The sequence below is a fragment of the Paraburkholderia sp. MM5496-R1 genome (genome assembly GCF_050436205.1).
In the GTDB taxonomy this organism is placed as follows: Bacteria; Pseudomonadota; Gammaproteobacteria; order Burkholderiales; family Burkholderiaceae; genus Paraburkholderia; species Paraburkholderia tuberum.
This window is the reverse complement of the sequence record NZ_JBNDLT010000002.1, coordinates 3,534,937-3,552,411: the sequence shown is the minus strand read 5'-3', so window position 1 is coordinate 3,552,411 and position 17,475 is coordinate 3,534,937. Positions and strand designations below refer to the sequence as shown.

At 63.9% G+C, this 17,475-nt stretch carries 14 protein-coding genes and 1 other RNA gene; 9 read left to right on the top strand and 6 right to left on the bottom strand.

All coding sequences use genetic code 11. The features are described from left to right. Positions 1-32: 32 nt before the first annotated feature. The 3 genes from serC to gyrA form a co-directional block, all read right to left on the bottom strand. Positions 33-1,115 (bottom strand): 3-phosphoserine/phosphohydroxythreonine transaminase, encoded by a 1,083-nt coding sequence (gene serC / locus OKW38_RS23570; RefSeq protein ID WP_184070725.1) that lies wholly within the window; start codon positions 1,113-1,115, stop codon positions 33-35. 206 nt (positions 1,116-1,321) lie between these two features. Then, the gene (locus OKW38_RS23565; RefSeq protein WP_090801328.1) at positions 1,322-1,927 is read right to left on the bottom strand and encodes a DUF2059 domain-containing protein; all 606 of its coding nucleotides are present in this window, start codon (positions 1,925-1,927) and stop codon (positions 1,322-1,324) included. 124 nt (positions 1,928-2,051) lie between these two features. Continuing rightward, the gene (gyrA, locus tag OKW38_RS23560; protein WP_429335123.1) at positions 2,052-4,682 is read right to left on the bottom strand and encodes a DNA gyrase subunit A; all 2,631 of its coding nucleotides are present in this window, start codon (positions 4,680-4,682) and stop codon (positions 2,052-2,054) included. A gap of 475 nt (positions 4,683-5,157) precedes the next feature. Here gyrA and ompA point away from each other — a divergent pair, with 475 nt between their 5' ends. The 5 genes from ompA to OKW38_RS23535 all read left to right on the top strand — a co-directional run bounded on the left by ompA (position 5,158) and on the right by OKW38_RS23535 (position 8,509). Next, positions 5,158-5,805 carry an outer membrane protein OmpA gene (ompA, locus tag OKW38_RS23555; RefSeq protein WP_090801331.1) on the top strand — a complete coding sequence of 216 codons (648 nt, stop codon included), beginning with the start codon at positions 5,158-5,160 and terminating at the stop codon, positions 5,803-5,805. A 235-nt stretch (positions 5,806-6,040) separates the two neighbouring features. Continuing rightward, the gene (ubiG, locus tag OKW38_RS23550) at positions 6,041-6,739 is read left to right on the top strand and encodes a bifunctional 2-polyprenyl-6-hydroxyphenol methylase/3-demethylubiquinol 3-O-methyltransferase UbiG (RefSeq protein ID WP_090801333.1); all 699 of its coding nucleotides are present in this window, start codon (positions 6,041-6,043) and stop codon (positions 6,737-6,739) included. 41 nt (positions 6,740-6,780) lie between these two features. Further along, entirely contained in the window at positions 6,781-7,494 is a 714-nt protein-coding gene (gene gph / locus OKW38_RS23545) for a phosphoglycolate phosphatase (protein ID WP_090801335.1), read from the top strand. A gap of 144 nt (positions 7,495-7,638) precedes the next feature. Further along, positions 7,639-8,008, top strand: a transfer-messenger RNA (tmRNA) gene (ssrA, locus tag OKW38_RS23540). Between the two features lie 303 nt (positions 8,009-8,311). Then, on the top strand, positions 8,312-8,509 hold the full coding sequence (locus OKW38_RS23535) for a hypothetical protein (protein ID WP_429363805.1): 198 nt from the start codon (positions 8,312-8,314) through the stop codon (positions 8,507-8,509). A 115-nt stretch (positions 8,510-8,624) separates the two neighbouring features. Here the strand turns inward: OKW38_RS23535 and OKW38_RS23530 are convergent, their stop codons facing one another. After that, on the bottom strand, positions 8,625-8,891 hold the full coding sequence (locus tag OKW38_RS23530) for a hypothetical protein (RefSeq protein WP_018421395.1): 267 nt from the start codon (positions 8,889-8,891) through the stop codon (positions 8,625-8,627). Between the two features lie 130 nt (positions 8,892-9,021). Further along, positions 9,022-10,101 (bottom strand): substrate-binding domain-containing protein, encoded by a 1,080-nt coding sequence (locus OKW38_RS23525; protein ID WP_429335125.1) that lies wholly within the window; start codon positions 10,099-10,101, stop codon positions 9,022-9,024. A 134-nt stretch (positions 10,102-10,235) separates the two neighbouring features. Between OKW38_RS23525 and OKW38_RS23520 the strand changes: the two genes are divergently transcribed. The 4 genes from OKW38_RS23520 to OKW38_RS23505 are packed head-to-tail and all read left to right on the top strand — an operon-like array spanning position 10,236 to position 15,561. Then, positions 10,236-10,721: an NAD(P)H-dependent oxidoreductase subunit E gene (locus OKW38_RS23520; protein ID WP_090801339.1), complete on the top strand. Its 486-nt coding sequence runs from the start codon at positions 10,236-10,238 to the stop codon at positions 10,719-10,721. After that, positions 10,718-12,292, top strand: a complete 1,575-nt coding sequence (locus OKW38_RS23515) for a formate dehydrogenase beta subunit (protein ID WP_429363274.1) — start codon at positions 10,718-10,720, stop codon at positions 12,290-12,292. The genes OKW38_RS23520 and OKW38_RS23515 overlap by 4 nt, the downstream gene beginning before the upstream one ends. A 15-nt stretch (positions 12,293-12,307) precedes the next feature. After that, entirely contained in the window at positions 12,308-15,292 is a 2,985-nt protein-coding gene (fdhF, locus tag OKW38_RS23510) for a formate dehydrogenase subunit alpha (RefSeq protein ID WP_429363272.1), read from the top strand. Positions 15,293-15,300: 8 nt separating this feature from the next. Next, on the top strand, positions 15,301-15,561 hold the full coding sequence (locus OKW38_RS23505; RefSeq protein ID WP_184027626.1) for a formate dehydrogenase subunit delta: 261 nt from the start codon (positions 15,301-15,303) through the stop codon (positions 15,559-15,561). A gap of 86 nt (positions 15,562-15,647) precedes the next feature. Here the strand turns inward: OKW38_RS23505 and OKW38_RS23500 are convergent, their stop codons facing one another. Continuing rightward, positions 15,648-17,372: an FAD-dependent monooxygenase gene (locus OKW38_RS23500; protein ID WP_429363270.1), complete on the bottom strand. Its 1,725-nt coding sequence runs from the start codon at positions 17,370-17,372 to the stop codon at positions 15,648-15,650. Positions 17,373-17,475: the final 103 nt, after the last annotated feature.

Here is a 17,475-nt window from a genome sequence, read left to right as displayed (position 1 = left end):
AAAAGAGGCGCACGCCTGCCGGTCAGTGTGACTCAGGCACTGCGCTGTTCGAATTCCTTCATGTATTCGACAAGCGCTTTGACGCCTTCGAGCGGGACGGCGTTATAAATCGACGCCCGCATGCCGCCGACGGACTTGTGGCCCTTTAGCTGCACCAATCCCCGCGCTTTCGCGCCGGACAGGAAATCTTCGTTGCGCGACTCGTCGGCGAGGAAGAACGGTACGTTCATCCGGGAGCGCGAGCCACGCTCGACCTTGTTCAGATAGAAGCTGCTCGAGTCGATCGTGTCGTACAGCAGCTTCGATTTTTCGAGGTTGCGTGCCTCCATCGCCAGGAGGCCGCCCTGCTTCTTCAACCACTTGAACACGAGCCCGGCAATATAGATCGCGTAGGTGGGCGGAGTGTTGTACATCGAATTGTTCTCGGCGACGGTCTTCCATTCGAACGCCGACGGGCAGATCGGCATCGCGCGATCGAGCATGTCCTCACGCACGATCACGACCGTCACGCCGGCCATGCCGATGTTCTTCTGCGCACCGCCGAATAGCACGCCGTATTTGGCGATGTCCATCGGGCGCGACAGGATATGCGACGACGCATCCGCGACGAGCGGAGTATCGCCGAGGTCGGGAATCTCGAAGGTTTCGACGCCGTGAATGGTCTCGTTGGTGCACAAGTGCACGTAAGCCGGATCGTCCGACAGCTGCCATTCCGAGCGCGCCGGCGCGCGGGTGAAGCCCTCGGCTGTCTTGCCGGTCGCGGCGAGATGCACGCTGCCGTATTTCTGCGCTTCCTTGAACGATTTCTCCGACCACGAGCCGGTGATGACGAAATCCGCGCGCGGTTTCGAGCCGAGCAGGTTCATCGGCACGATCGCGTTTTCGCCGAGTCCGCCGCCCTGCAGAAACAGGATGCGGTGGCTTGCCGGCACCTGCAGCAACTCGCGCAAATCGGTCAGCGCTTCCTCGTGGATCAACATGAATTCCTTGCCGCGATGGCTCATTTCCATCACGCTCATACCACTGCCTTGCCAATTCAGCATCTCGTCGGCTGCCTGGCGCAGCACTTCTTCGGGCATGGCCGCTGGGCCGGCGGAGAAATTAAAGACGCGCATGTGAGGTCCTGGAAGCGGGCGCGAAATAACGAAGTCGCGCGGGAATCGGCGAAAAGAACTGCGAAATGGCTCGCCGAAAAAGAAAATGGTCGTCTGCGCCAGTGCGCAAACGACCATTATCGCATTGTCGCCGCCAACCCGCCACGCCGGGTGGCCCAGTGGGCGCGACGACAGGCCGGCTGATCAGCGCAGCCTGCGAGCGGAATTTACTTGGCAGCCGGCTTGACCGATGCGACTTCCTTGTCGGCCTGCTCACGCGTTGCCTTGATCGATTCCGGCATGTACTTCTGCATCAGACCGTTCACGACGTCGCGGCCAACCTGGTCTTGCACCTGGATGAACTTGCGACCGGTCGGGCTCTTGTAGAACGTGGTCAGATCCTTGATTTCCGACGTGCTGTAGTACTTTGCGTACGCGTCGTACTGAGATTGCATCGCGTCCTGACGGAAAGAGTCGGTCGCGAACACCTGGCCCGCGCTGTCCACCAGCTTCGGCACTGCGTTCTTTTGCAGCGTCGGCACGGCGGCCTGCTTCTGCTTGTCCGTCATCGTCTTGTTCTCGGTCAGCGCGTCCGACAGGATTGCCGGAACGAGCTGCTTGGCCTGCATCTGCGCGCTGTTGCCGATTGCGCCAACCAGCTTCTGCGCATCGATGGCGTCGAGCAGCTCCTTGATGGCAGCTTGCTTGGCCGGATCAACCGGTGCTGCTGCGGCAGCCGGAGCCGCAGGCGCCTGGTTCTGCAGCGCTTGAGCCATGGCGAAGGTCGGCACGATGGCAGCCAGCAACATCAGTTGTTTGAATCGTTTTTGCATCACTACTCCCTAAGAGAAATTAACTTGAACTGCACGCCACACGGGAAAGCGTACCGGCCCGATACGCGGTGACCCGCAGCGTAGCTTCAACGTATTAACTGAGACTGAAAGCCGCTGGCACGGATCAAGCCGCGCCGCCGCCCTCACCGCCGTTATCACCTTCAGCGGAGCCGTCGGAATCGCTTTCCGACTCGCCCTCGGCCTCCGCTACCTGTTGCAGACCGGACAGCTTGGTCCCTTCGTCAAGGCTGATGAGTGTAACACCTTGCGTTGCGCGTCCCATTTCGCGAATTTCCGACACACGCGTGCGAATCAGCACGCCCGTCGTGGTAATCAGCATGATCTGCGCTTCCGGGTCCACCAGCGTCGCGGCAACGACCTTGCCGTTACGCTCCGACGTCTGGATTGCGATCATGCCCTTCGTGCCGCGGCCGTGACGCGTGTACTCGGTGATTGGGGTGCGCTTGCCGTAGCCGTTCTCGGTTGCGGTGAGCACCGACTGCTGCTCGTCGTCGGCCACCAGCAACGCGATCACGTTCTGGCCGTCCTCGAGTTGCATGCCGCGCACGCCGCGCGCCTCGCGGCCCATCGGACGCACGTCGTTTTCGTCGAAGCGCACTGCCTTGCCCGAATCCGAGAACAGCATCACGTCGTGCTGGCCGTCGGTGATCGCGGCGCCGATCAGGTAATCGCCCTCATCGAGACCGACCGCAATAATACCCTTGCGCAACGGCCGGCTAAATGCTTCCAGCGGCGTCTTTTTTACCGTTCCCAACGCGGTCGCCATGAACACGAACTTGTCGGCCGAGAACTCCTTGACCGGCAGCACGACCGTGATCTTTTCGCCTTCTTGCAGCGGGAACATATTGACGATCGGCCGGCCGCGCGAATTGCGCGAACCCTGCGGCACTTCGTAGACCTTGACCCAGTACACACGGCCGCGGTTCGAGAAGCACAGGATGTGGTCGTGCGTATTGGCAATGAACAGCGTGTCGATCCAGTCGTCTTCCTTCATGGAAGTGGCCTGCTTGCCACGACCACCGCGCTTCTGGGCTCGATATTCGGACAACGGTTGCGATTTCACGTAGCCCGCGTGCGACATCGTCACGACCATTTCCTGCGGCGTGATCAGGTCTTCGGTGTTCAGCTCGGTCGCGTTCAACTCGATCTTCGAGCGACGCGCATCGCCGAATTCGGCCTTGATGGACGTGAGTTCGTCGACGATGATCGCCGAAATGCGTTCCGGGCGAGCCAGAATGTCCAGCAGGTCAGCGATCTGCGCCATCACGTCGCGGTATTCGCCGATGATCTTGTCTTGCTCGAGACCGGTCAGTCGCTGCAGGCGCATCTGCAGGATTTCCTGCGCCTGCGTATCGGACAGACGGTAAAGGCCGTCGGTCTGCATGCCGAACGACGGGTTCAGTCCCTCCGGACGATAAGCTTCGCGACCGCCCGCCGACGCGTTTTCCGACTCGGCGCGTGACAGCATTTCGCGCACGAGCGACGAATCCCACGCGCGCGACATCAGCTCCTGCTTGGCGATCGGCGGTGTCGGCGCGGCCTTGATGAGCGCGATGAATTCGTCGATGTTCGCGAGCGCAACCGCGAGACCTTCGAGCACGTGACCACGTTCGCGCGCCTTGCGCAGTTCGTAGACGGTGCGCCGCGTCAGCACTTCCCGGCGATGCGACAGGAAGCACGTCAGCATTTCCTTCACATTCAGGAGCTTCGGCTGGCCGTCGACGAGCGCGACCATGTTCATACCGAACGTGTCCTGAAGCTGGGTCGCCTTGTACAGATTGTTCAGCACAACCTCGGGCACTTCGCCGCGCTTCAGCTCGATCACGACGCGCATGCCGCTCTTGTCGGATTCGTCGCGGATGTCGGAAATGCCTTCGAGCTTCTTCTCGTTGACGAGCTCGGCGATGCGCTCGAGCAGCGAGCGCTTGTTCACCTGATAGGGCAGCTCGTCGACAATGATCGCCATGCGCTGGCCACGGTCGATTTCCTCGAAGTGCGTCAGCGCGCGCATCACGACGCGGCCGCGGCCGGTGCGATAGCCGTCGCGCACGCCGGCCACGCCGTAGATGATGCCGGCGGTCGGGAAGTCGGGCGCGGGGATGATCTCGATCAGCTCGTCGATCGTCGCTTCCGGGTTTTTCAGCAGATGCTGACACGCGTCGACGACTTCATTGAGGTTGTGCGGCGGGATATTGGTCGCCATGCCGACCGCGATGCCGGACGAACCATTGATCAGCAGATTAGGGATGCGCGCGGGCAGGATGGCCGGCTCGTTCTCGCTGCCGTCGTAGTTCGGCACGAAGTCGACCGTTTCCTTGTCGATGTCGGCCAGCAGTTCGTGGCCGATCTTCGCCATGCGGATTTCGGTGTAACGCATCGCCGCGGCATTGTCGCCGTCGACGGAACCGAAGTTCCCCTGGCCGTCGACGAGCATGTAGCGCAGCGAGAAGTCCTGCGCCATCCGTACGATCGTGTCGTAGACAGCAGTGTCGCCGTGCGGATGGTATTTACCGATGACGTCGCCGACGATACGCGCCGACTTCTTGTAGGCGCGGTTCCAGTCGTTGTTCAGCTCGTGCATCGCGAACAGCACGCGCCGGTGCACCGGCTTCAGGCCATCGCGGACATCGGGAAGCGCTCGCCCTACGATCACGCTCATCGCGTAATCGAGATACGAACGGCGCATTTCCTCCTCAAGGGAGATTGGCAGAGTCTCTTTGGCGAATTGATCCATTATCCGTATCTTTTACGTGCGAAGGCGGGGTTTCGCCGCTTCTTCGCGTAAGCATTGCAGGCGCAACGCATCACGCGATTCTAACATGCCACGAATCCACGCCCGACGAAGGTACGTATACATATTAGAGGGCCACCCGCCAACACCTCGCCGATCGCACAATTTCAGTCTCGTCAGGCTCGATTCCTGCATGGGACCAATTCGCCGCTCAGCCAGAGCCGGCGGACCGCTCAGACGAAAACATTTGTTGCGCATGCACCACAATTGGAGGGGGATTTGATCGGGGGCGGATTTTTTTTTCGTCGGAAGGGAACGATATGGCAAAATGCCAACGCACAAAGAGTCAGACACTGCTCGAAGTCTACACAAACGGTTTTTGTTCCGCACCAATGTTATACTTCGAGCAATGTATGACTGGTCTTCGTCAACAGGCTCGCAGTAAACCTGCGGTAATCTCAATTTCGAGAGGAGAAATATGAATAAACTTTCAAAGCTCGCGTTCATTGCAGCTACCGCAGTTATGGCTGCATCCGCCATGGCGCAGTCGGTGCCGGCGTCGCGACAAGCTACCAACGACAACTGGGTGAATGGTACTGGCGAATACGTGTGGATGAACGGCACGAACGAGCTTTGCTGGCGCGATGCATTCTGGACGCCCGCAACGGCTAACGCCAAGTGCGACGGCGCTCTGGTTGCTCAGGCTCCGACCCCGCCGGCACCGGTCCCTCCGCCTCCGGCTATCTCCAGCGAAAAGATTACGTATCAAGCTGATGCGCTGTTCGACTTCGACAAGGCAATCCTGAAGCCGGCCGGCAAGGAACGTCTGAGCGAACTGGCATCGAAGATCCAGGGCATCAACCTCGAAGTCGTCGTCGCTACGGGCCACACCGACCGTATCGGTTCCGTCGCCTACAACGACCGTCTGTCGCTGCGTCGTGCTCAAGCTGTGAAGGCCTTCCTGGTCAGCAAGGGCGTCGAAGCCAACCGTATCTACACGGAAGGCAAGGGTCCGCGCAACCCGGTTACCACCGGTTGCAACCAGAAGAACCGCAAGCAACTCATCGCCTGCCTCGCACCGGACCGCCGCGTGGAAGTCGAAGTTGTCGGTACGCCGAAGCAGTAAGCTGGAAAATTACCGCAGTATCGAAAGCCCCGCTTCGGCGGGGCTTTTTTTATGCGCGGGTACCGCGGCCTGGCGTGATGCGCGACGCAGGAGGGTCCCGCTCAGCTACCAGCGGCTCGCAGCTTGCATCAGCGCCCGCTACCCGACGCGCTTTTGCCGCTCTTTCTCTCGCCCTATATACTCAGGGTTTATCCTCGAGCGTCCGCTCACCGCTTTCATCGAGGCAGCCTTCACCATGACCAACGCCGATCCTCACGAACTACAGAAATTCAGCGACCTCGCGCATCGTTGGTGGGACCCGAACGCCGAATTCAAGCCGCTGCACGAACTGAATCCGATTCGTCTAAGCTGGATCGACGCCCACGCCCATCTCGCCGGCAAAAATGTGCTCGATATCGGCTGCGGCGGCGGCATCCTGTCGGAATCGATGGCAGGTTTGGGCGCTCATGTGAAGGGCATCGATCTGTCGACGCAGGCACTCGGTGTCGCCGATCTTCACAGTCTTGAAAGCGGTGTAACCGTCGATTACGAAGAAATCGCGGCTGAGGCGCTGGCCGCACGCGAACCGGGCACCTATGACGTGGTCACCTGCATGGAAATGCTCGAGCACGTGCCCAGGCCGGCCGCGATCGTCGAGGCCTGCAAGAATCTTGTGAAGCCGGGCGGCTGGGTGTTTTTCTCCACGCTGAACCGCAATGTCAAGTCGTATCTGTTCGCGGTGATCGGCGCCGAATACATCGCGCGAATGCTGCCGATGGGCACGCACGACTACGCGCGCTTCATCCGCCCGTCGGAGCTCGCCGGCTTCGTGCGCGCCGCCGAACTGCGCACGGCGGACATCAAGGGCATCGTGTACAACCCGCTCAGCAAGCTTTTCGCGCTGTCGTCCGACACGAGCGTCAACTATATGCTCGCCTGTCGCCGCGACGCCTGAATTACCCGAACCGCCCCGATCCGCCGTATCCAAAACGAACAATGAGCGACCCGACTCCCCTGCCGCAACGCGAAGACAACGACGACACGCTCGGCTTTTGCCTCGCCGTGCTTTTCGACCTCGACGGCACGCTTGCCGACACGGCGCCCGACCTCGCGGCCGCCGTCAACAAGATGCGCCACGACCGGGGGCTCAAGATGGTGCCGCTCGAGAAGCTGCGCCCGCTGGCTTCAGCCGGAGCGCGCGGACTAATCTGCGGGGCGTTCGGCATCGGGCCCGATCATCACGAATTCGCATCGATGCGCGAGGAGTTTCTCGCGAACTACGAAGCAGATCTGTGCATCGAGACGACGCTCTTTCCGGGTATCGCGGAAGTGCTCGACGAACTCGACGCGCGCGGCGTGCGCTGGGGCATCGTCACGAACAAGGTCGCGCGGCTCACCGAGCCGCTCGTCGCGCAACTCGGGCTCGAGGAGCGCGCCGGCTGCGTGGTGAGCGGCGACACGACCCCGCATTCGAAGCCGCACCCCGCGCCGTTGCTGCACGCGGCGCGTGAGCTGGACATCGCGCCGGAGCGCGTCGTCTATATCGGCGACGATCTGCGCGACGTGCAGGCCGGTTTTGCCGCCGGCATGAAGACCGTCGCCGCGGCGTACGGCTATTGCGGCAACGACATTCCGCCGACCCGGTGGCACGCGCAACACGTCGTAGAATCGACGGCCGAGTTGCAAACCCTGCTGCGCGACATCGGCTGACAAAGTCAGACAGATCGGCTGAAGGGCCCGTCCCCCACTCCTGTTAGCCATGTTGCACCATTCAGCAGCCACCAAAGACGCACGACGCGGCCCTCGATCTATTGTAAAATCTCCTTTGGCTCACATATGTGAGCAACGAACCGCGGGGGCGACCTGGTTTCGACAGGGGTTGCGAAGCGGCTAGGGCATGTCGAGGACCCGTCACCTCGTTAATCAATGGGAAAAACGTAACTGCAAACGACGATACGTTCGCACTGGCAGCCTAAGGGCCGCCGTCCTCTGCCTAGTTCACTGACGGGCTAGTGTCGCAAGACCGGTAGCAATACCGACAGAGGTCATATACGTCAGTTAAGCCTTGGCGGCGTCACGACGTCCGGGTCGAAAATTTAGTGAATCGCCGTAGCGCAGCGTGTTCGTCCGCGTCGCTGCGGTTAAATCAAAAGACAGAACTAAACATGTAGAACTGGTCGTAGAGGACTTCTGGACGCGGGTTCGATTCCCGCCGCCTCCACCAAATACCTGGAACGTTCGCGATGAACGGCCCCAAAAAACCCCGGTAGCGTAACGCTGCCGGGGTTTTTTATTTTCGGCACCGTCCGCGACGCTTTGCGGGCCGGCCACACGTCTCCCCTTCACTCAGCGGGGACGCACAACACGCCCCGGTAAATCCGCGGCCGCTGCCTATACTCGTAGCTCGAAGCGAGTCGTCACTCGTCAACCACGCCGCCAAAACAGGAGCCTGCGTCATGCGCAAGACCATCGCTCTGCTGGCCCCGCTCGCACTCGCCGTGCTACACGCCGGTGCCTTCCGCCCAAACTGTCCGACGGCCGCTTCGTCACCGCTGACGGCATGACGCTCTACACGTTCGACAAGGACGCCACGCCCGGCGTCAGCGCCTGCACCGGCGGCTGCATGAGCAACTGGCCGGCAGCCACGGCGGCGCCGACCGACAAGCCGTCGGGCGATGCAAAGGGGGACGGCTTCAAGGAAATCTGGCACATCGCCAGGCCATAAGAATCCACTCCGGCCGGCAACTGGGCCGCCATCGCCCCCGCCACAAAGCACAACGCCGACCCAAGGGCCGGCGTTGCGTCAAACCTCGAAGCTCGAGCGAAGCCCGAGCCAATTCTTATTCGTCTTTCGGGCACTGCAGATTGCAGCCATTCGGATCGCCCATATCGCCGCGCTTGCGCGCCTGCGAACGTCGGCCGTGCTGATACTTGTCCGACGGGGCGGACGCGGCGAACGGCATCTGCGGATGCTCGTTAATGCGGAATTCGTCGGTCAGGATGCCACCCGGCACGCCAGGCGAATTTTGCGCGTAAGCGACGGAGACGGTGGCACAGAGCACACCAGCCGCGGCAGCGGCGGCACATGCATGGAGAAGAGCTTTCATGTCGGTTCAGCGCGGCTTGGCGCGCGGTAAAGGCGGATACGAAGCCAAGAGAGTAGCCGAAACCGGCGCGCTGCGCAGCCGCGCACGCCGAGCGCCACCGCTTTTCTGGTTACAGGCTCTTACTCCGCCGTTACGCGAGCGCGCCGCCGAGCCCCTCGTCCAGATCGACGAGCCTGCCGCAGTCGCACGGATCGTAGCCGGCGAGCTGCTCGACGCGTTGATGAAACGCGCTGCCGCGCAACAGGTTGATCACCGTCGCGAGCGGCGCGCGACAGAGGTGCGCGCGATCGCACGCGAAGTAATAGTCCTCGTCGACGATCGGAATGAAGTCGAGCCCGAAATGATGCGCGGCCGGTTCGACGCCGAAGCCTATGTCCGCCATGCCGCTCGCGACGAACGCCGCGATCGCCGAGTGCGTCAGCTCGGTCGACGCATAGCCGTTGACGCGGTCCGGGTCCACACCGACCTGTCGCAGCGCGAGATCGAGCACCATCCGCGTACCCGAGCCCGGCTGGCGGTTGACGAAACGGATGTCGTCGCGCGCCAGATCGCCGAGCCCGCCGATCCGCTTCGGATTGCCCTTGCCGATGAACAGACCCTGCTTGCGGCGGGTCAGATGCACGAGCACATGGCGTTGCGGATCGAGCCAGCGCCGGTAGGTATCGGCGCACACCGCGCGGAACTCGCCGAGCGGCAGATGAAAGCCCGCCAGATCGCACTCGCCGCGCGCAAGCGCACTAACCGCCTCGGCGCTGTCGCGGTACTTGATCTCGACCGGCAGATCGTTGGCGACCAGCGCCGTAACAAGCGCGGCCACCGCGTAACCGTGCGACGCGTGGATGCGCACGTCATCGGCGGGGGGCGCAAGCCAGCGGTTCAGATCGCTCGCCACTTCGCTCGCGAGCGCCTGCAAATTGCCGTCGAGCCGCTCGCCGCAGAGCCGCTGCCCGCGCAGCACCGCGTGACCGAGGTCGGACAACACCGAGCCGCGCCCACGCTCTTTCGCGATCAGAGGACCACCAAACCGCTCCTCGATGCTGCGCAGCAAGCCCCATGCGTGCCGATAGGACAAACCCTTAAGCGCCGCGGCCTGCGCAATGCTGCCAGATTCATCGACGAGCGCGAGCAGCGGCACCACGTCAGACAGGCTGGCCTCGCGGCCATCCGCGCCCTTCACCACCAGCTCGACCTGACATTCGATCCTGACCATATATGCTTGACCGTTTCCTATTGCGCGCGCCGGTCGGCCCGCCTATCTTTCGGCTATACCATATCGAATAAGCGAAGCATACGTGCATGCATTATGAATAACAAGTGCATATATCGCTTCGGAGGAGCCCCCCTTTGGACGATTCTCTCGCCACGGCGCCGGATCAGCTCGTGCAACGTCACGCGCAGCCGGGCCGCACACTCATCACGATCCTGCACGCGATCCAGGACGAACTCGGCTTTGTGCCACCCGCGGCGGTCGGACCGCTCGCCCGCGCGCTGAACCTGTCGCGAGCGGAAGTGCACGGCGTCATCACTTACTACCATCACTTTCGCACCTCGCCTGCAGCGCCCGTCACGGTGCAGCTGTGCCGCGCCGAAGCGTGCCGCAGCATGGGCACCGAGGCGCTTGCCCAGCACATCGAGGCGCACACCGGATGCCGCTTCGACGCCGGTCACGATGACGGCGCAACGGTGGAACTCGAATCGGTGTACTGCCTCGGCCAATGCGCGCTGTCGCCGGCGATGATGCTCAACGGCACGCTGCACGCGCGCGTGTCGCCGCAAAAATTCGACGCGCTGTTCGCCGCTGCCCGCAAATGCGTGGAGGTGCCGGCATGACGCGCATCTATGTTCCGCGAGATTCGTCGGCGCTCGCGCTCGGCGCCGATGCGCTGGCCGAAGCCATCGCCAGCGAAGCCGCGCGCCGCGGCATTGCGATCGAACTGATCCGCAACGGCTCGCGCGGGTTGCTGTGGCTCGAACCGCTCGTCGAAGTTGCGACGCCCGAAGGCCGCATCGGCTATGCGAATGTCGACGTGGAAGACGTCGCCGCGTTGTTCGACGCGGGCTTTGTCGAGGGCGGCGAGCATGCGCGGCGCGTCGGCGTGGTCGACGAGATTCCGTATCTGAAGAAGCAGCAGCGCCTGACCTTCGCGCGGATCGGCATCACCGACCCGCTGTCCATCGACGATTACGTCGCGCACGGCGGCCTCGAAGGCCTACGCAACGCCCTGCAAACCGACGGCGATGCCGCCTGCGAAGCGCTGATCGAATCCGGTCTGCGCGGCCGCGGCGGCGCGGCCTTCCCGGCCGGCATCAAGTGGCGCACGGTGCGCGGCGCGAAAGCCGCGCAGAAGTACGTCGTCTGCAATGCCGACGAAGGCGATTCCGGCACCTTCTCCGATCGTCTCGTGATGGAAAGCGATCCGTACGTGCTCATCGAAGGCATGATCATCGCCGGCGTCGTGACCGGCGCGACCGTCGGCTACATCTATGTGCGCAGCGAATACCCGCACTCGATCGCGACGCTCGAAGCTGCCATCGCCCGTGCGCGCACAGCCGGCTGGCTCGGCGACAGCGTGCTCTCGAGCGGGCAGCGTTTCGAGCTGTTCGTCGCGAAAGGCGCGGGCTCGTATGTGTGCGGCGAGGAAACCGCGATGCTGGAATCGCTCGAAGGCAAGCGCGGCATCGTCCGCGCAAAGCCGCCGGTGCCCGCACTCGTGGGTCTCTATGGCCAGCCCACCGTGATCAACAACGCGATCACGCTCGCCACCGTGCCGATCATCTTCGCGCGCGGCGCCGCGTTCTATAAAGACTTCGGCATGGGCCGCTCGCGTGGCACGCTGCCGTTCCAACTGGCCGGCAACATCAAGCGAGGCGGCCTCGTCGAACTCGCGTTCGGCGTGACCTTGCGCCAACTGCTCGACGACTTCGGCGGCGGCACCGCGAGCGGCCGGCCGGCGCGCGCGGTGCAGGTCGGCGGTCCGCTCGGCACCTATCTGCCGCCAAGCCAGTGGGACATTCCGATGGACTACGAGGCGTATGCGGCAGTCGGCGCGGTGATCGGCCACGGCGGTCTCGTCGTGCATGACGACACCTCGAATCTTGCCGAGCTCGCGCAATACGCGATGCACTTCTGCGCGCTCGAATCGTGCGGCAAATGCACACCGTGCCGGATCGGCTCGACGCGCGGCGTCGAGGTGATCGCGCGGATTCGCAACGGCGACACGTCGACGCGTCAGGTGCAATTGCTGCGTGATCTGTGCGACACGATGGTAGCCGGCTCGCTGTGCGCGATGGGCGGCATGACGCCCTATCCGGTGCTGTCCGCGCTCGATCATTTCCCTGAAGACTTCGGTCTCGCCGCCGATCCCACTGCCGACCACGCCACCAAAGCGGCCGCGGCCTGACTCCAGGAGTTCACCATGTCCGACCAGTTCAACTCCCCTGCCGGCGCCCCGAAGGAAGTCCCCCTGGGGGGCGGCTGCGGCTCAGGCAACTGCGCGTGCAAGTCGCAAGCCCTGGCACGCGCCGCCAACGCGTTCGCCGACGACACCGACTACGGCACCCCCGCCCGCCACTCGGACGTCGACGTGACGCTCGACATCGACGGCCAGGCGGTGACCGTACCGGCGGGCACGTCGGTGATGCGCGCGGCGGCTGAAGCTGGCGTCAACGTGCCGAAGCTGTGCGCGACCGATTCGCTCGAGCCGTTCGGCTCATGCCGCCTGTGTCTCGTCGAAATCCAAGGACGGCGCGGCTATCCGGCCTCATGCACGACGCCGGTCGAAGCCGGCATGAAGGTGCGCACGCAGACCGACCGTCTGCAGTCGCTGCGTCGCAACGTGATGGAGCTGTACATCTCCGACCATCCGCTCGATTGCCTGACCTGCCCCGCCAACGGCGACTGCGAACTGCAGGACATGGCGGGCGTGACCGGCCTGCGCGAAGTCCGCTACGGCTTCGACGGCGCGAATCATCTGAAGGACCAGAAGGACGAATCGAATCCGTACTTCACGTACGACCCGGCGAAGTGCATCGTCTGCAATCGCTGCGTGCGCGCGTGCGAGGAAACCCAAGGCACGTACGCGCTGACGATCACCGGACGCGGCTTCGAATCTCGCGTCGCGGCCAGCGAGAACCAGCCGTTCATGGAATCGGAGTGCGTGTCGTGCGGCGCCTGCGTGGCCGCGTGCCCGACCGCGACCTTGCAGGAAAAGACCGTCGTGATGCTCGGCCAGCCCGAGCACTCGGTCGTCACCACCTGTGCGTATTGCGGCGTCGGCTGCTCGTTCAAGGCAGAGATGAAGGGCAACCAGGTCGTGCGGATGGTGCCGCACAAGAACGGCCAGGCCAACGAAGGCCATGCGTGCGTGAAGGGCCGCTTCGCGTGGGGCTACGCGACCCACAAGGACCGCATCAAAAAGCCGATGATCCGCGCGACGATCACCGACCCGTGGCGCGAAGTCAGTTGGGACGAAGCGATCTCGTATGCGGCATCGGAATTCCGCCGCATCCAGGCGAAGCATGGCCGCGATTCGATCGGCGGCATCACGTCGTCGCGCTGTACGAACGAGGAAACCTACCTCGTGCAGAAGCTCGTGCGCGCCGCGTTCGGTAACAACAACGTCGACACCTGCGCGCGCGTCTGCCACTCGCCGACAGGCTATGGTCTGAAGACGACGCTCGGCGAATCGGCGGGCACCCAGACGTTCGCATCGGTCGATAAGGCCGACGTGATCATGGTGATCGGCGCGAATCCGACCGATGGCCACCCGGTGTTCGCCTCGCGTCTGAAGCGACGCGTGCGCGAGGGTGCGAAGCTGATCGTCGTCGATCCGCGCCGGATCGACATCGTCGATACGCCGCACGTGAAGGCGTCGCATCACCTGCAATTGCGGCCCGGCACCAACGTCGCGATCGTCAACGCGCTCGCGCACGTGATCGTCACCGAAGGCCTGCTCGACGAAGCGTTTGTGGCCGAGCGCTGCGAAACCCGCGCGTTCGAACAGTGGCGCGATTTCGTCGCGCTGCCGGAGAACTCGCCGGAAGCGACCGAAGCGGCGACCGGCGTGCCCGCGCAACAGGTACGCGAAGCCGCGCGCATCTACGCGAGCGCCGGCAACGCCGCGATCTACTACGGCCTCGGCGTCACCGAACACGCGCAAGGCTCGACGATGGTGATCGGCATCGCGAACCTGGCGATGGCGACCGGCAACATCGGCCGCGAAGGTGTCGGCGTGAATCCGCTGCGCGGCCAGAACAACGTGCAAGGCTCGTGCGACATGGGCTCGTTCCCGCACGAGCTGCCGGGCTATCGCCACATCAGCGATCCGCTCGTTCGCACTCAGTTCGAAAACGCCTGGAACGTCGCGCTGCAACCGGAACCGGGCCTGCGCATTCCCAACATGTTCGACGCCGCGCTTGACGGCAGCTTCATGGGCCTCTACTGCCAGGGCGAGGACATCGTGCAGTCGGACCCGAACACGCATCATGTGGCGGCGGCGCTGTCGTCGATGGAATGCATCGTCGTGCAGGACATCTTCCTGAACGAGACCGCCAAGTATGCACACGTGCTGCTGCCCGGCTCGTCGTTCCTCGAAAAGGACGGCACGTTCACCAATGCCGAGCGCCGCATCTCGCGCGTGCGCAAGGTGATGCCGCCGCTCGGCGGCTACGCGGACTGGGAAGTCACGCTGCTGCTGTCGCGCGCGCTCGGCTACGAGATGGACTACACGCATCCGTCCGAGATCATGGACGAAATCGCGCGGCTCACACCGACCTTCCACGGCGTGTCGTACCAGAAGATCGACGAAATGGGCAGCATCCAGTGGCCATGCAACGAGGACGCGCCCGACGGCACGCCGACGATGCACGTCGACACCTTCGTGCGCGGCAAGGGCAGGTTCGTGATCACGAAGTTCATCGCATCGCCGGAGAAGGTCACGCGCAAGTATCCGTTGCTGCTGACGACCGGGCGCATTCTGTCGCAGTACAACGTCGGCGCGCAGACGCGCCGCACCGAGAATTCGCGCTGGCATGACGAAGACCGGCTCGAACTGCATCCGCACGATGCCGAGGAACGCGGCATCAAAACCGGCGACTGGGTCGGCATCGAATCGCGCGCGGGGCAGACCGTGTTGCGCGCAAAGGTGACGGAGCGGATGCAGCCGGGCGTTGTCTATACGACGTTCCACTTCCCCGAATCGGGCGCGAACGTGATCACGACCGACAGCTCCGACTGGGCGACCAACTGCCCCGAATACAAGGTGACCGCGGTGCAGGTGATGCCGGTCGAGCAGCCGTCGCAATGGCAGAAGGACTATTCACGCTTCAATAGCGAACAGCTCGAACTGCTGAAGCAGCGCGAGCTGGCCAATGCGGCCGCGGCCGTCACCGCGGGCAAGTGAGGCGAGCCATGGACAATCGGAATCTGATCGACATGGCGAACCGGATCGGCGACTTCTTCGAGTCGATGCCCGACCACGAGGAAGCGCTGACCGGCGTCGCCGAACACATCCGCCGCTTCTGGGAGCCGCGCATGCGGCGCGCGCTGCTCGCGACGCTCGACGAAGCGCCGGACACGTATGACATCGCGCTATCGGACTTCACGCGCGAGGCGATCGTCAGGTATCGCGAGAAGTTGACGCCGGCGCCGGCCCAGGCGCCGGCGGCTTAGGCTCGGGCGGTTTCCCCAATCAACCAGGCGCGGCGGCGCGATCCGCTGCCGCGTGCGTGCCCATGCCACGCAACAGGCGGCGCCGATCACAACGTCGCCTGTTCCGATATCTCTCCCCCAACCGTAAACCACGCTTCGCAGTGCCGTACGAGACCGTGCAGGTCCGAGCCGGTGCGTCCGCGCGCGCTGATGTAGCCGTCGGGCCGCACCAGATAAAACGACGGCCGCGTGCGCCCATACGATTCGGACAACGCCGGGCCGCCGTCGCCGCTCGTATCGGTGACGCGCCAGATTCGCACCGCGTTCGGCAGCAGCCGCTCGACCTCGGCGGCGAGCTTTTCTACTTCGGGGTCGGGCGGCGGTGCATGTTTCGCGGCGGGATCGAGCGGCGTGCCATCGACGGGCAGCGGCGGCAACAGCAGAAACAGCGAGAAGAACGCCGGATCGTGCAGATCGAAAATGCAGCCGACGCCCGGCGCGCGCCCGAGCGGACCGTCGACGACGTGCACGAGCGCATCGGGTGCGCGCTCGCCCGCGCGCGGGCCGCCGTCGAGCATGCGTTCGAGCGTCAGCGGACTGCGCCGGTACTGGATCGACAGCTCGCTGATCGTCGCGCGTGCGGCATCGCGCAGCGGACCGAGCGTGGCCAGCACCGGCATCACGCGCTCGCGCAGCAGCTTCATCGGTCCGTGATCGGCCTCGGCCATCTGCGTGATGAAACCGGTCTGCCGCAGCACCTCGCGCTCGATCGGATGTCGCTCGGCGTGATACGTGTCGAGCAGACGATCCGGCGCCGCGCCGCCGATCACGCGCGCGAGCTTCCAGCCGAGATTGAGCGCTTCCTGGATGCCGGTGTTCATGCCTTGCGCGGCCGCGGGGCTGTGTACGTGCGCGGCATCGCCGGCGAGGAAGATGCGGCCCACGCGCAGCCGATCGACCATCCGGCTGTTCACGTGGAAGTACGCCGACCACGCCAGATCCGACACGTCGACGCGCTCGCGCACGCGTCGCGCGATCAGCGCCTTGCATTGTTCGAGCGACGGCGCCGGCGCCCGCTCCAGCGGCGGCTCGCCGAGCACCGCGGGGGCCGGCGGCGCGGCGCTGCCGGACGGCTCGACCGCATGATCGGCGATCAGACGATGGCGGCCGTGGCCCATCGGAAACAGCGCGACGAGACCGTCGCCCGACGCGAAGATATGGAACTCGTCGTCGGGCCAGTCGGTTTCGGCATGCAGGTCGGCGAGCAGAAAGGTCTGGTCGAAGGTCTTGCCCTCGAAGCTCAGGTCGAGGCGATGGCGAATCGAACTGTGCGCGCCATCGGCCGCAATCAGATATGACGGGCGCATGGCTTCCGTGCGGCCGTCCGCGCGGCGCAAGGTCGCCTGAACGCTCGCGGAGCCTTGCATGAACGCCACGAGCTCGACGCCGCGCTCGACCTTCACGCCGAGCGTCGCCAGATGCTCGGTCAGGAGCCGCTCGGTCACCGACTGGTCGAGAAATAGCAGATAGGGATAGCGCGTGTGCAACGGGTCGAAATCGAGCTGCGCAAGCCGCATGCCGTTCGAAAACAGATTCGCCACGCGCGCGCGATGGCCGAGCTCGAGAAACGGTTCGACCAGCCGATGCTGCTCGAGCAGTTCGAGCGTACGTGCCTGAATGCCGATCGCGCGCGAGTAAGGATTCGGCTGCGGCGCCTTGTCGATCAGGCGCACGGGGACGTGGGCGCGCGCGAGACTCATCGCTGCGGCAAGTCCGGTGGGACCGGCCCCGACGATCAGCACCGGCGACGCGTCGTAGGCGGCAGCGTCCATGCGGAACTCCGGAGGCAACAATGCGTTCTAGTGTACGCCGCCACTCTTGCGCACACGGGTGCGCTGCATCAATCGCGCGTCGGCAAGACGGGTTGCGCGGGGG

Coding starts and splice junctions, on each gene's coding strand:
- serC (WP_184070725.1), bottom strand. CDS start 1,115: ATGCGCGTCTTTAATTTCTCCGCCGGCCCAGCGGCCATGCCCGAAGAA.
- OKW38_RS23565 (WP_090801328.1), bottom strand. CDS start 1,927: ATGCAAAAACGATTCAAACAACTGATGTTGCTGGCTGCCATCGTGCCG.
- gyrA (WP_429335123.1), bottom strand. CDS start 4,682: ATGGATCAATTCGCCAAAGAGACTCTGCCAATCTCCCTTGAGGAGGAA.
- ompA (WP_090801331.1), top strand. CDS start 5,158: ATGAATAAACTTTCAAAGCTCGCGTTCATTGCAGCTACCGCAGTTATG.
- ubiG (WP_090801333.1), top strand. CDS start 6,041: ATGACCAACGCCGATCCTCACGAACTACAGAAATTCAGCGACCTCGCG.
- gph (WP_090801335.1), top strand. CDS start 6,781: ATGAGCGACCCGACTCCCCTGCCGCAACGCGAAGACAACGACGACACG.
- OKW38_RS23530 (WP_018421395.1), bottom strand. CDS start 8,891: ATGAAAGCTCTTCTCCATGCATGTGCCGCCGCTGCCGCGGCTGGTGTG.
- OKW38_RS23525 (WP_429335125.1), bottom strand. CDS start 10,101: ATGGTCAGGATCGAATGTCAGGTCGAGCTGGTGGTGAAGGGCGCGGAT.
- OKW38_RS23515 (WP_429363274.1), top strand. CDS start 10,718: ATGACGCGCATCTATGTTCCGCGAGATTCGTCGGCGCTCGCGCTCGGC.
- fdhF (WP_429363272.1), top strand. CDS start 12,308: ATGTCCGACCAGTTCAACTCCCCTGCCGGCGCCCCGAAGGAAGTCCCC.
- OKW38_RS23505 (WP_184027626.1), top strand. CDS start 15,301: ATGGACAATCGGAATCTGATCGACATGGCGAACCGGATCGGCGACTTC.
- OKW38_RS23500 (WP_429363270.1), bottom strand. CDS start 17,372: ATGGACGCTGCCGCCTACGACGCGTCGCCGGTGCTGATCGTCGGGGCC.